Here is a 13,198-nt window from a genome sequence, read left to right as displayed (position 1 = left end):
AGTAGATTGTTTTATTGTTAGGTTTAAATAACGCACAAATAGTGCCTGTTATTTTTTACTGAATAAAAAAAGCCTTTAAGAATCACATTCTCAAAGGCTTTAAAGATAATTAAAAAGAAGTTTTATTTTCTTTTTAGCACTTTTTCTGTGGCTTTAATAATCGCTTCTGCGTTAAGTCCGTATTTTTCAAATAATTGTTCCGGGGTGCCGCTTTCTCCAAAAGTATCCTGGGTGGCCACAAATTCTTGTGGTGCCGGATTATTTTCGGCTAAAGTGCGGGCAACGCTTTCTCCAAGACCGCCAAGGAAGTTATGTTCTTCGGCAGTTACCACACATCCGGTTTTCTTAACCGATTTGATAATGGCTTCTGCATCTAAAGGTTTGATCGTGTGAATATTGATCACATCAGCACTAATTCCTTTTTCTGAAAGTTTTTGGGCCGCCTGTATCGCTTCCCAAACCAAATGGCCGGTAGCAATTATAGTTACATCATCCCCTTCATAAAGTTGAACTGCTTTCCCAATTTCAAACTTTTGATCTTCCGGAGTGAAATTAGCTACTTTTGGTCGTCCAAACCGAAGGTAAACCGGGCCATCGTGCTCAGCAATAGCCAAAGTTGCGGCTTTGGTCTGGTTAAAATCGCAGGTATTTATTACCGTCATTCCTGGTAACATTTTCATAAGGCCTATATCTTCCAGGATTTGGTGGGTTGCTCCATCTTCTCCTAAAGTTACTCCAGAGTGAGAAGCACAAATCTTTACGTTCTTCCCCGAGTAGGCGATAGATTGTCTAATTTGGTCGTAGACTCTTCCCGTCGCGAAATTTGCAAAAGTACCTGCAAATGGAATCTTCCCGCCAATGGTAAGACCTGCGGCCATTCCCATCATATTGGCTTCGGCAATTCCTACCTGAAAGAAACGCTGCGGATTTTCATCAATAAAATCCTGCATTTTAAGCGATCCTATAAGGTCGGCACAAAGTGCTACTACGTTAGGATTGGTTCTGCCAAGCTCGGTAAGTCCCGCACCAAAACCGGAACGGGTATCTTTTTTTCCTGTATCTGTATATGTCTTCATTCTAAATTTCTTTGTCATTTCCACTTTTCTGGAAATCTATATTATTTTATATCCATTCCCCTTAAAATCAAATTCCTCCCCTTCGGGGAGGCTAGGTGGGGCTTTTAATAATCTCCTAAAGTTTCAGGATTTTGAGAAAGCGCAGTTTCTAATTGCTCATCGTTAGGCGCTTTTCCGTGCCAGGCGTGGGTATGCATCATAAAATCTACACCATTACCCATAACGGTAGTCATAAGTATACAAACCGGTTTTCCTTTTCCGGTACGGGATTTGGCTTCAGTTAATCCATCAATTACCTGTTGCATATCGTTACCATCTTCAATCTCCATTACATCCCAACCAAAAGCTTCAAATTTAGCTTTCAGGTTACCCATTGGTAAAACGGTTTCTGTACTTCCGTCTATTTGCTGGCCATTTACGTCTACTGTAGAAATGATATTGTCTACCTTATTACCGGCGGCATACATAATAGCCTCCCAGTTTTGACCCTCCTGTAATTCACCATCTCCGTGAAGGGAAAATACTAAATGCTTATCCTTATTCAGTTTTTTAGCCTGAGCAGCTCCAAGAGCAACCGACATTCCCTGGCCCAAGGAACCTGAGGCAACACGAATTCCCGGCAGGCCTTCGTGCGTTGTAGGGTGCCCCTGCAACCTGGAATCTATAAGTCGGAAAGTATTTAATTCATCTACAGGAAAATAACCACTACGAGCTAAAACGCTATAGAAAACCGGTGAAATATGACCGTTGGAAAGAAAGAAAAGGTCTTCGTCTTTCCCGTCCATGTTAAACTCGGGTTTGTGTTCCATAATTCCGCCCTGGTACAAAGCGGTGAAAAATTCTGTGCAACCAAGCGAACCTCCCGGATGTCCCGAATTCACCTTGTGAACCTGCCTTAAAATATCCCGGCGTACCTGGGTGGCAAAATCTTCTAATTCTTTGATCTTTGACATTAAAGTAAAATTGTGTTGTTAAAATGATAGCCACAAAAATAGCTTTTTATAAAGCTTTGTCAAAGTGCTTGCCTTCCAGTTATTAAGAAAACTAACCAAGTAACTAACAATTTCCTGGTGTAAACTTCTTTTATTAAATTTTCAATCGATTGCGATATTTGAAAGCTCGGCTGTCTTTAAATCAAAAAAAAATTTTAATACCCCTTGGGTTTGTCAAAAGGAAGTTTACTTGAGTATCTTTGCACTCACTTAAAAAGTATTATGAAATTTGATTTGTTGAGTACCGATACCGGTAGTAAAGCCCGCGCCGGGACCATTACCACCGATCACGGTAAGATTGAAACTCCTATTTTTATGCCTGTTGGTACAGTAGCTTCGGTTAAAGGAGTACACCAGCGGGAACTTAAAGAAGACATTAATCCTGATATAATTTTAGGGAATACCTATCACTTATATTTACGTCCCCAAACCGAAATTCTTAAGAAAGCCGGTGGCTTACATAAGTTTATGAACTGGGATCGAAATATTTTAACCGATAGCGGTGGGTACCAGGTATACTCCCTTTCTGCGAGAAGGAAAATTAAGGAAGAAGGGGTAAAATTCAAATCACATATAGATGGTTCTTACCACGTTTTCACTCCAGAGAATGTGATGGAAATTCAACGGACTATTGGTGCCGATATCATTATGGCATTTGATGAATGTACACCATATCCTTGTGATTATAAATACGCAAAACGTTCTATGCATATGACGCATAGGTGGCTGGACAGGTGTGTAAATCATTTGCAAAAAGTAGATCCTTTATACGGGTTTGATCAAACGCTTTTTCCCATAGTTCAGGGAAGTACTTATAAAGATTTAAGGAAACAATCGGCAGAATATATAGCTTCAGTAGGAGCAGAGGGTAATGCGATTGGCGGACTTTCAGTTGGAGAACCTGCTGAAGAAATGTACGCGATGACAGAAGTTGTTACTGAAATTCTTCCGGAAGATAAACCGCGATATCTAATGGGAGTAGGTACACCTATTAATATTTTGGAAAATATTGCACTGGGAGTAGATATGTTTGATTGTGTGATGCCTACCAGAAATGCCCGTAACGGGATGCTTTTTACGGCTCACGGGACAATTAATATTAAAAATAAAAAGTGGGAAGACGATTTCTCTCCTCTAGATGAAATGGGAACTACTTTTGTAGATAAAGATTATAGCAAAGCTTATGTTAGGCATTTATTTAGTGTAAATGAACTTCTCGGCAAGCAAATTGCTACTATTCATAATCTCGGATTTTACATGTGGTTGGTACGTGAAGCCAGAAAACATATCTTAGCCGGAGATTTTGCCAGATGGAAGAATATGATGGTTAAACAAATGGATAAAAGACTTTAGACTTTGAAAATTTTAGATTGGTACATATTAAAACGTTATTTGGGAACTTTCTTCCTTATGCTTTTACTATTTATACCAATTGGAATTACAGTTAATCTTGCTGAAAAAATTGGGAAAATACTGGATAATGAAGTGCCTTTTATAGAAGTGGCTCTTTATTATGTAGACTTTACAATCTATTTTGCCAATTTATTATTTCCGCTTTTCCTGTTTTTATCGGTGATTTGGTTTACCTCCAAACTTGCAAATAATACTGAAATTATTGCCTTTTTAAGTAGTGGGGTTTCTTTTTGGAGGTTCTTAAGACCTTATCTTATTGGTGCAACTATTGTTTGTATTTTAGCGCTCATTCTTGGTATGTTCCTCGCGCCAAAAGCCAGTAAAGGTTTTAATGAATTTAAATATGAATATCTTAAAAAAGGAGCCGAAACCCAGGAAACCAGGGATGTTTATAGGCAAATAAATGATAACGAATTTATCTATGCCAGCCATTTTCAGCCATTGGGGAAATCGGCTAGAAATTTCACTTTAGAACATTTTGAAGGCAATAAACTTGAATATAAAATAAGTGCCACCAGCCTAAGATTTAATCCCGAAGACACTACTTATTCTTTAACCAATGTAAATAAACGAATTGTTGGGGTAGATGAAGATTCTATAATTCATCAGAATAAGTTGGATACCATTCTTCCTTTTGAATTTGATGAATTAACCCCTGAAACTTATATCGCTGAAACTTTAAACTATACCGAGCTAAACGAGTTTATTGAACAAGAACGCCGCCGCGGTTCTGGAAATATAAATAGATATTTGGTGGTAGCTTATAAGCGATGGAGCATTCCTGTTTCCGCATTTATTCTTACCATAATTGCGGTAGCTGTTTCCTCTATGAAACGTCGTGGAGGGATGGGTGTAAACCTTGCCGTTGGAATTACTTTAGCCTTTATATTTATATTTTTCGATAAGGTTTTTGGGACTATGGCCGAGCAATCTACCTTTTCTCCTTTAATTGCTGTTTGGTTTCCTAATATCAGTTTTGGTATTCTGGCAATTTTTCTACTTTATAGAGCCAAAAGATAAGAGAAGAAATTTCTCAAAATTTAATGGTCTTTCTGTATAATTCTTCCTTTTAAAGTTTGTTATATTTGTAGGCTAATAAAAAACAAACCATATCAACTTATGGAATATTTAGAATTTGAATTACCCATTAAAGAGTTGGAAGAGCAGTACGCAAAAGCCTGTAACATAGGTGAAGAGAGCGATGTTGATGTTACGGCTACCTGCAGACAAATTGAAAAGAAATTAAAGGAAACCCGAAAAGATATATATAAGAATTTAACGGCCTGGCAACGGGTTCAGCTTTCCAGGCATCCAAACCGCCCCTATACTTTAGATTATATAAATGCAATTTGTGGTGATACTTTTTTAGAGCTTCACGGCGATAGAAATGTAAAAGACGATAAAGCAATGATTGGCGGGCTTGGTAAAATTGAAGATCAGAGTTTTATGTTTATAGGTCAGCAAAAAGGCTATAATACTAAAACGAGACAATATAGGAATTTTGGGATGGCAAATCCTGAAGGTTACCGTAAAGCTTTGCGTTTAATGAAATCTGCAGAGAAGTTTGGTCTTCCTGTAGTGACATTTGTAGATACTCCGGGAGCATATCCTGGGCTTGAAGCTGAAGAACGCGGCCAGGGAGAAGCTATTGCCCGCAATATCCTGGAAATGACAAGGCTAAAAGTGCCAATTATTGTAGTTATCATTGGAGAAGGTGCCAGTGGAGGTGCTTTAGGAATTGGAGTTGGCGATAAGGTAATGATGCTTGAAAACACCTGGTACTCGGTAATTTCTCCTGAATCTTGTTCTTCTATTCTTTGGCGTAGCTGGGAGTATAAAGAGCAGGCGGCAGATGCTTTGAAACTTACCGCTAAGGATATGAAAAAACAGAAATTGATAGACGAAATTGTAAAAGAACCAATTGGAGGTGCTCATAGCAATAGAGAGGAAACTTTTAATACGGTAAAAAATGCAATTTTAGGAGCTTATTCTGAATTTAAAAACTTATCACCAACAGATTTAGTTAATAAAAGAATGGATAAGTATTTAGATATGGGGGTTTTTAAAAGCTAATACCTTACATACCATAACTTCTTAAATTTCCGAAACCCTGGTTTCGGTTTTTTTTGCACTTATCAACACTATTATTAAGTTTTCAACAGGCAGATTGTTGATGACTGGTTAATTAAGTAAGTGAATTATAATTAAGATGCTCTTAACAAATTTTATACTTTCGTGATATGGAAAAAATCACCGCCCCACAACAATTTTCGGCAAAGAAAAGCAACGTAATTAGCCTTGAAAAAGGAAAACTTCCTCCACAAGCTGTTGATTTAGAAGAGGTTGTGTTAGGGGCAATGATGATTGATAAAAAAGGGGTAGATGAAATTATTGATATCCTTAGCCCTGATGCTTTCTATAAAAACTCCCACAAATTAATTTTTGAAGCCATACATAAACTCTTCGAAAATACAGAGGCGATTGACTTATTAACCGTTTCTAACCAATTAAAGAAAGATGGCAATTTTGAAAAAACCGGGGGCGATTATTACCTTATTCAGTTAACTCAAAAAGTATCATCTTCAGCGCATATTGAATTTCATGCGCGTATAATTCTTCAGAAATATATTCAGCGTAGTTTGATTAAAATTTCAAACGAAATTATTGAAGAAGCCTACGATGAATCTACAGATGTTTTTGATCTTTTAGACAGTGCTGAAGCCAAATTATACGAAGTAACCCAGGGGAATATTCAAAAATCTACAGAGACTGCTCAAAGTTTGGTGATTCAGGCGAAGAATAGAATTGAAGAGATCTCGAATAAAGAAGGTTTAAGTGGTGTTCCTTCAGGATTTGATAAGTTAGACCAGTTAACTTCCGGGTGGCAGCCCAGTGACCTTATTATTGTTGCTGCACGTCCGGGTATGGGTAAAACGGCCCTTACCTTATCTATGGCCAGAAATATTTCTGTTGGCCAGAATATGCCGGTAGCATTTTTCTCTTTGGAGATGTCGGCAGTACAGCTAATTACCCGATTAATTTCTTCGGAAACCGGTCTTTCTTCAGAAAAATTAAGAACGGGAAATCTTGAAAAGCACGAATGGGAACAACTTAATGTGAAGGTAAAAGATCTTGAAAATGCACCTCTATTTATAGATGATACGCCTTCACTTTCAATTTTTGACCTTAGGGCAAAAGCCAGGAGGTTGGCTTCCCAGCACGGGATTAAGCTTATTGTAATTGATTATTTGCAGTTAATGACTGCCGGTGGAAGCCAGAAAGGTGGCGGAAACAGGGAGCAGGAAATTTCTACAATTTCGCGTAACCTTAAAGCACTTGCCAAAGAATTAAACATCCCAGTAATTGCACTTTCCCAGTTATCACGTGCCGTGGAAACCAGGGGAGGAAGCAAGCGACCATTGCTTTCTGACCTTAGGGAATCTGGAGCGATTGAGCAGGATGCCGATATTGTTTCCTTTATTTATCGTCCCGAATATTATAAAATTGAAGAGTGGGATGATGAAGAACGTACACCAACCGATGGGCAGGGAGAATTTATTGTTGCCAAGCACAGGAACGGTGGACTGGAAAATATACGTCTTAAATTTATTGGTCATCTTGGTAAATTTGATAACTTAGAAGAGTTCGATTCGCCTTTTGAATATCATTCAAAAATGAATACCGGCGAAAATGATGAGAATGAATTTAATTCTCCAAACCTGCCTAATCCAAGTGCGAACGAAGCTTTTGGTAGCTCTATGAATAGTGGGTTTAATAATGATGACGATGACGAAGTTCCATTCTAAAAATTCTGATAAAATAAAGAGGAGTACACTTAATAACATTGTTTTAAAAGACCAGAAAAGCGGGAAATTTACCGTTCTTCTGGTCTTTTTTGTTTTCCTGTTTCTAAATTCTATTCAGGTTTTAGCATCACAATTGCTTATTCCTATGGACGGAGACTCTCAGAAGAATCATTTAAAAGCTTACGGAATAACCTATTTTGCTTTAGAAGAAGAGTTAGAAGTTAGATGGTTGTTAAATTATCGCGGTGGTTCGTTTTTAATTTCAGATACCGAAGAATTACGTAAAGAATGCCAAATACGAGGAGTTTCTTTTGAAGTAATAAGTGACGATAAAACGCAGTCTATTTTAGAAGAAATCAGTAGTCCTTCCCAAAATATGGAGACCGTGGTCTTAGAGAAAGCTCCAAAAATTGCGGTTTATTCTCCCCAGGGAAATAAACCCTGGGACGATGCGGTTACTATGGCGCTTACTTATGCTGAAATTCCTTACGAAACTATTTACGATGAAGCCGTTCTAAACGATGCCCTGGTTTTATTTGACTGGCTTCATTTACACCACGAAGATTTCACAGGCCAATACGGGAAATTTTACAGAACATTTAGAGCCACGCCCTGGTATATTCAGGAAAAAGAAGAATCTGAAGCTTTGGCGCAAAAGTTAGGCTATGATAAGGTTTCACAAGAGAAATTAGCCGTAGCTCTAAAGATAAGGGATTATGTTGTTGGTGGCGGCTTTATGTTTGCCATGTGCAGCGCTACCGATAGTTTTGATATTGCTCTCGCCGCAGAAGGCGTGGATATTGCTGAAACTATGTTTGATGGTGACCCCAGCGAACCCGGTTATCAATCTAAAATCGATTTCAGTAATACTTTCGCTTTTACCGATTTTACTCTGGAACGAAGCCCAATGGTTTACGAGTTTTCTTCAATAGATATGACTGCTAAAAGAAATATTCCGAAGGAAACCGATTATTTTACGCTGATGGATTTTTCAGCAAAATGGGATGTAGTGCCAACTATGTTAACTCAAAACCACACGCGATTGGTTAAAGGATTTATGGGGCAAACTACAGCATATAACCCTGATAATATTAAAGCCAATGTCCTGGTGATGGGAGAGAGTAAATTAAATGGTGAAGCACGTTATATTCACGGAATAAAAGGAAAAGGATTTTTCACTTTTTACGGAGGCCACGATCCTGAAGATTATCAGCATAGGGTTGGGGATCCAAAGACCGAACTTGATTTACACCCAACTTCCCCGGGTTATAGGCTGATCCTAAATAATGTGCTCTTCCCGGCGGCGAAGAAAAAGCCTCAAAAAACCTAAGATGAAACTAAGTCTTTTATTGAAAATACTAAGTGTGGTCAACTTAATTTTTGTAATATTTCTCATATTAGATTTAACTAATATAATTACATTGCCTTCTTCGGTATATGGAATATTATTAATTTCAGTTGGGATTTTAACTGCAACAGGAATTTATTTAAAAGAAAATAATAAGAAGTAACTATGAAATTCTTTCAGAAGGAAATAAAATTAAAAGCGAGATCAAGAGGTTTTCATATTGTCACTGGCGAAGTTGAAAATGAATTAACCGAATTGAAGGAAATTAATTCTGGAATGTTGAATGTTTTTATTAAACATACTTCAGCAGGAATTACCATCAATGAAAATGCCGATCCTACGGTGCGCGATGATTTTGAGAGTCATTTTAATGAAATGGTTCCGGAAAACATGCCATATTACAAACATACTTTAGAAGGGGCAGATGACATGCCTGCGCATATAAAAGCATCTTTACTTGGCAGTTCGCTTCAAATTCCTGTTACAAATGGAAGATTAAATTTAGGAACCTGGCAGGGAATTTATTTGGCAGAACATAGAAATAATGGCGGTTCCCGAAAATTAGTTTTAAGCCTTTACGGAGTTTAAGCGGAGATACCTATACGCTGAATTGGCTGATAATATTAGTGTACTGGTGGCAAATAATAGATCATTAGTAAATATAAGTACAAAAAAATCCGGCTCAAAAGAACCGGATTTTTAAATAAGAGAGTGTATAACTGTTTGTATTTACTTTACTTTATCTACAACTGCTTTAAAAGCTTCTGGATGGTTCATTGCCAAATCGGCAAGTACCTTACGGTTTAAACCTATTCCATTTGCTTTTGCAGCTCCCATAAATTGAGAATAAGACATACCGTGTTCACGGGCTGCAGCGTTGATACGCAATATCCACAGTGAACGGAAATTACGTTTCTTTACTTTGCGGTCTCTATATGAGTAAAGCATTGCTTTCTCTACCGCGTTTTTGGCTACTGTCCAAACGTTTTTACGACGTCCGAAGTAACCTTTTGCTTGCTTAAGAACCTTTTTTCTTCTGGCTCTCTTTGCAACTGAATTTACTGATCTTGGCATATTTATATGTGTTTTGTAGCAGGCGGTCGATAATCGACACTTTTAACTTAAACTTCAATCTGTCACACTAAGCGCAGTCGAAGTGTTGCCCAACTCCAGGGTTTTTAAATTAATTAAACCGTTAAGAGCTTATTGTTACTTTAAACGCAACATAAGTTTAACATTGTCCTTATCTGCATCGTGTACTAAAGTACTATGCGTTAAGGCTAGCTTACGTTTTTTAGACTTCTTTGTTAAGATGTGACTTTTAAACGCGTGCTTTCTTTTTATTTTACCAGTACCGGTAAGCTTAAAACGCTTTTTGGCACTAGACTTTGTTTTCATTTTCGGCATGTTATCCTCTTTTTATATTATAACTCTCTTATTATTCTTTATTCTATTTTGCTTTTCTTGGAGATAAAAACATAGTCATACGTTTTCCCTCAAGTTTTGGCATTTGTTCTACTTTTCCAAGTTCTTCAAGATCCTGAGCTAATCTAAGCAATAGGATTTCCCCTTTATCTTTAAAAACGATAGATCTACCTTTAAAAAATACAAAAGCTTTTAGTTTTGCACCATCTTTTAAAAATTTCTCTGCATTACGTTTTTTAAACTCGTAATCGTGATCATCTGTATTAGGACCAAAACGTATTTCTTTTACAACAACTTTGCTCGCTTTGGCTTTCATTGCCTTTTCGCGTTTCTTTTGTTCGTAAAGAAACTTTTTGTAATCCATCGCTTTTACCACCGGTGGTTTAGCATCTGGAGATATTTCTACCAAATCCAAACCTAAATCTTCGGCTATGGTTAATGCTTCTTTGGTTGGATAAACGCCCATTTCTACATTATCACCTACAAGGCGAACTTCTTCTGCCCTGATTTTTTGGTTAATCCGGTGTTGATCCTCTTTAACTGCTCTAAGCGGTCTTTTCGATTTTTTTCTACGTATTGCTATGGCTGATCTATTTTTGGTTAAACTTCAAACGTCTTCAACGTTTTTTTGATTTCGTTATTTATAATTGCGGCAAAGTCTTCTACTGGCATAGTGCCAATATCGCCTTCCCCTCTCTTTCGTACAGAAACCGTACCATCCTGTTCTTCCTGTTCCCCTATAATCAACATATATGGGAATTTGTTCATTTCGGCTTCCCTAATTTTCTTCCCAATGGTTTCATTTCGGTTGTCTGCCAAAGCGCGAATTTCGTTATTTTCCAGCAAAGTTAAAACTTTTTGGGCGTATTTTTCATATTTCTCACTGATTGAGAGCACCATAGCCTGCTCGGGCATCAACCATAATGGAAAGTTACCTGCTGTATGTTCCAGTAATATGGCTATAAAACGTTCCATACTACCAAATGGCGCACGGTGAATCATGACCGGGCGGTGTGTCTCATTGTCACTTCCTTTGTAAGTGAGTTCAAAACGTTCTGGCAGATTGTAGTCTACCTGAATGGTGCCAAGTTGCCAGCTTCTGCCAAGTGCATCCTTCACCATAAAATCTAACTTAGGTCCGTAAAACGCGGCTTCCCCGGTTTCAACAACATAATTTAGCCCTTTTTCCTTAGCTGCATTAATAATGGCAGTTTCGGCTTTTTCCCAAACATCGTCAGATCCTATATACTTCTCTTTATTCTCCGGATCTCTTAAGGAAACCTGGGCGGTGAAATTTTCAAAACCTAAAGAATCAAATACATATAAGGTAAGGTCTATCACTTTTTTGAATTCCTCATCTAATTGATCTGGAGTACAAAAAATATGAGCATCATCCTGGGTAAAACCTCTAACCCTGGTTAAGCCGTGTAATTCTCCACTCTGTTCGTAGCGATAAACGGTGCCAAATTCAGCAAAACGTTTTGGAAGATCACGGTAACTCCAGGAGCTAGCGTTATAAATCTCACAGTGATGCGGGCAGTTCATAGGTTTTAATAAGAATTCTTCACCTTCATTAGGGGTATGAATTGGCTGAAAACTGTCTTCACCGTATTTAGCATAATGGCCGGAAGTTACATAAAGTTCTTTTTGACCAATATGCGGACTTACCACCATCTCGTAACCTGCTTTTTTCTGTGCCTTTTTTAAGAAATCTTCCAGTCGTTCTCTTAAAGCCGCTCCTTTTGGTAACCATAATGGAAGTCCCTGTCCAACTTTTTGAGAAAAAGTAAATAACTCAAGTTCTTTTCCAAGCTTACGGTGATCCCTTTTCTTAGCTTCTTCAAGTAGTTCTAAGTATTCTTTTAGTTCTTTTTGCTTCGGAAATGAAATTCCATAAACACGAGTTAACTGCGGATTGTTTTCATCGCCGCGCCAGTACGCGCCGGCAACACTCATTAACTTTACCGCTTTAATAAAGCCGGTATTTGGAATATGGCCTCCGCGGCAAAGGTCTGTAAAGTTGTCGTGATCGCAGAAAGTGATCTCACCGTCTTCCAGGTTTTCGATTAACTCTACTTTAAACTGGTTATTTTGTTCCTTATAATAGGAGAGGGCATCTGCTTTTGAAACTTCCCTTAATTTAAAGTCATGTTTTTCACGGGCAATCTCAAGCATGCGGTCTTCGATCTTTTTAAAATCGTTTTCCGAAATCTTATGTTCGCCAAAATCTACATCATAATAGAATCCATTTTCAATTGCCGGACCAATGGTTAATTTAGAACCGGGATACATTTCTTCTATAGCCTGGGCCATTACGTGAGAGGTAGAATGCCAAAAAGCTTTTTTGCCGTCGTCGTCCTTCCAGGTAAATAAGGTTAAACTTCCATCTGTAGTTAATGGCGTAGAAACTTCTACGATATTATTATTGAATTTTGCTGAAATTACGTTTCGGGCCAGTCCAGAGCTAATGCTGTTAGCAACATCCATTGGAGTGGTACCTTTTTCAAATTCTTTTATACTGCCATCGGGCAAGCTTACCTTAATCATGTATATGTAGTTTTAATGAGCGCAAAGATAATAGGTTGATTTTGCCTGCGCAATATACTTATATATAAAGGAGGATATTTATTGCTGAAATATTAAAAAGAAGTAGTTTTTCTTTATGCTGAAACATTAACTTTTGTCTCCCCAATATTTCTTTAAAATTTTTTATCTTACAAGTTCCTTTTATTGAGAAGTTTAGGAATTTGTTTTAAGATTTCTTTAAAAAATTATTATTTGGAGCTTGCGGGGGAATAAAACAGCAGTATATTTGCACCCGCTTTGGGACACAACGAGGGTTGAGAGGAGAAGCGGGGAAGTTCATTACATATTGGGATACGGTGATTTTTTAAGGAAATAAAAGCTTAAAAAAATAAAAGTAAAAAAACTTATTTTTTTACTTGCCAGAATCAAAAGAGGGTGTATATTTGCAGCCGCAAAAACAGCGAAGGTTTTTATAGGAAACGGGAGTTGTTTTTAAAGTTCTTTTGAGAATGGAAAGCTTTAAAAAAAAAGTCAAAAATTTTTCTAAAAAAGATTTGGCGGGTAAAGAAAAAGCATTGTATATTTGCAGCCGCTTACAGCGGAAACAAGTTC

12 protein-coding genes are annotated in these 13,198 nt (G+C 37.6%); 6 read left to right on the top strand and 6 right to left on the bottom strand.

Translation table 11 applies throughout. The annotated features are described in order from the left end of the window. Positions 1-122: 122 nt before the first annotated feature. Positions 123-1,076 (bottom strand): transketolase family protein, encoded by a 954-nt coding sequence (locus tag BM084_RS16200; protein ID WP_093306089.1) that lies wholly within the window; start codon positions 1,074-1,076, stop codon positions 123-125. A 104-nt stretch (positions 1,077-1,180) separates the two neighbouring features. Beyond that, complete coding sequence (locus BM084_RS16195; protein ID WP_093306087.1) at positions 1,181-2,029, bottom strand: transketolase; 849 nt, start codon at positions 2,027-2,029, stop codon at positions 1,181-1,183. Positions 2,030-2,290: 261 nt separating this feature from the next. Between BM084_RS16195 and tgt the strand changes: the two genes are divergently transcribed. From tgt to BM084_RS16165, 6 genes are all read left to right on the top strand, one after another. After that, on the top strand, positions 2,291-3,421 hold the full coding sequence (tgt, locus tag BM084_RS16190) for a tRNA guanosine(34) transglycosylase Tgt (RefSeq protein ID WP_075327589.1): 1,131 nt from the start codon (positions 2,291-2,293) through the stop codon (positions 3,419-3,421). Between the two features lie 3 nt (positions 3,422-3,424). Next, a complete protein-coding gene (locus BM084_RS16185) occupies positions 3,425-4,501 on the top strand; it encodes an LptF/LptG family permease (protein WP_093306084.1) in 1,077 nt (358 codons plus the stop codon). Positions 4,502-4,600: 99 nt separating this feature from the next. After that, on the top strand, positions 4,601-5,554 hold the full coding sequence (locus BM084_RS16180) for an acetyl-CoA carboxylase carboxyltransferase subunit alpha (protein WP_075327587.1): 954 nt from the start codon (positions 4,601-4,603) through the stop codon (positions 5,552-5,554). Positions 5,555-5,721: 167 nt separating this feature from the next. After that, positions 5,722-7,287, top strand: coding sequence for a replicative DNA helicase (gene dnaB / locus BM084_RS16175; RefSeq protein ID WP_093306082.1), 1,566 nt, complete (start codon positions 5,722-5,724; stop codon positions 7,285-7,287). Positions 7,288-7,432: 145 nt separating this feature from the next. Then, complete coding sequence (locus BM084_RS16170; RefSeq protein ID WP_093306115.1) at positions 7,433-8,617, top strand: asparagine synthetase B; 1,185 nt, start codon at positions 7,433-7,435, stop codon at positions 8,615-8,617. Positions 8,618-8,800: 183 nt separating this feature from the next. Then, entirely contained in the window at positions 8,801-9,223 is a 423-nt protein-coding gene (locus BM084_RS16165; RefSeq protein ID WP_075327585.1) for a secondary thiamine-phosphate synthase enzyme YjbQ, read from the top strand. A 141-nt stretch (positions 9,224-9,364) separates the two neighbouring features. On the opposite strand, the gene rplT is transcribed toward BM084_RS16165, so the two are convergent. From rplT to thrS, 4 genes are all read right to left on the bottom strand, one after another. After that, entirely contained in the window at positions 9,365-9,709 is a 345-nt protein-coding gene (rplT, locus tag BM084_RS16160) for a 50S ribosomal protein L20 (RefSeq protein WP_075327584.1), read from the bottom strand. A 135-nt stretch (positions 9,710-9,844) separates the two neighbouring features. Next, complete coding sequence (gene rpmI / locus BM084_RS16155) at positions 9,845-10,042, bottom strand: 50S ribosomal protein L35 (protein ID WP_037319922.1); 198 nt, start codon at positions 10,040-10,042, stop codon at positions 9,845-9,847. Between the two features lie 43 nt (positions 10,043-10,085). Next, positions 10,086-10,637: a translation initiation factor IF-3 gene (gene infC / locus BM084_RS16150; RefSeq protein WP_075327583.1), complete on the bottom strand. Its 552-nt coding sequence runs from the start codon at positions 10,635-10,637 to the stop codon at positions 10,086-10,088. 23 nt (positions 10,638-10,660) lie between these two features. Then, entirely contained in the window at positions 10,661-12,607 is a 1,947-nt protein-coding gene (gene thrS, locus BM084_RS16145; protein ID WP_075327582.1) for a threonine--tRNA ligase, read from the bottom strand. Positions 12,608-13,198 lie beyond the last annotated feature (591 nt).

It is taken from the genome of Salegentibacter agarivorans, assembly GCF_900113135.1.
GTDB lineage: Bacteria > Bacteroidota > Bacteroidia > Flavobacteriales > Flavobacteriaceae > Salegentibacter > Salegentibacter agarivorans.
Note: the sequence above shows the minus strand (reverse complement) of the source record. Positions and strands in the feature narration are given on the sequence as shown.

Excerpts from the sequence above, each read along its gene's own strand:
- rpmI (WP_037319922.1), bottom strand. The coding sequence starts at position 10,042 with ATGCCGAAAATGAAAACAAAGTCTAGTGCCAAAAAGCGTTTTAAGCTT.
- tgt (WP_075327589.1), top strand. The coding sequence starts at position 2,291 with ATGAAATTTGATTTGTTGAGTACCGATACCGGTAGTAAAGCCCGCGCC.
- thrS (WP_075327582.1), bottom strand. The coding sequence starts at position 12,607 with ATGATTAAGGTAAGCTTGCCCGATGGCAGTATAAAAGAATTTGAAAAA.
- BM084_RS16200 (WP_093306089.1), bottom strand. The coding sequence starts at position 1,076 with ATGAAGACATATACAGATACAGGAAAAAAAGATACCCGTTCCGGTTTT.
- dnaB (WP_093306082.1), top strand. The coding sequence starts at position 5,722 with ATGGAAAAAATCACCGCCCCACAACAATTTTCGGCAAAGAAAAGCAAC.
- BM084_RS16170 (WP_093306115.1), top strand. The coding sequence starts at position 7,433 with ATGGACGGAGACTCTCAGAAGAATCATTTAAAAGCTTACGGAATAACC.
- BM084_RS16195 (WP_093306087.1), bottom strand. The coding sequence starts at position 2,029 with ATGTCAAAGATCAAAGAATTAGAAGATTTTGCCACCCAGGTACGCCGG.
- BM084_RS16180 (WP_075327587.1), top strand. The coding sequence starts at position 4,601 with ATGGAATATTTAGAATTTGAATTACCCATTAAAGAGTTGGAAGAGCAG.
- rplT (WP_075327584.1), bottom strand. The coding sequence starts at position 9,709 with ATGCCAAGATCAGTAAATTCAGTTGCAAAGAGAGCCAGAAGAAAAAAG.
- BM084_RS16165 (WP_075327585.1), top strand. The coding sequence starts at position 8,801 with ATGAAATTCTTTCAGAAGGAAATAAAATTAAAAGCGAGATCAAGAGGT.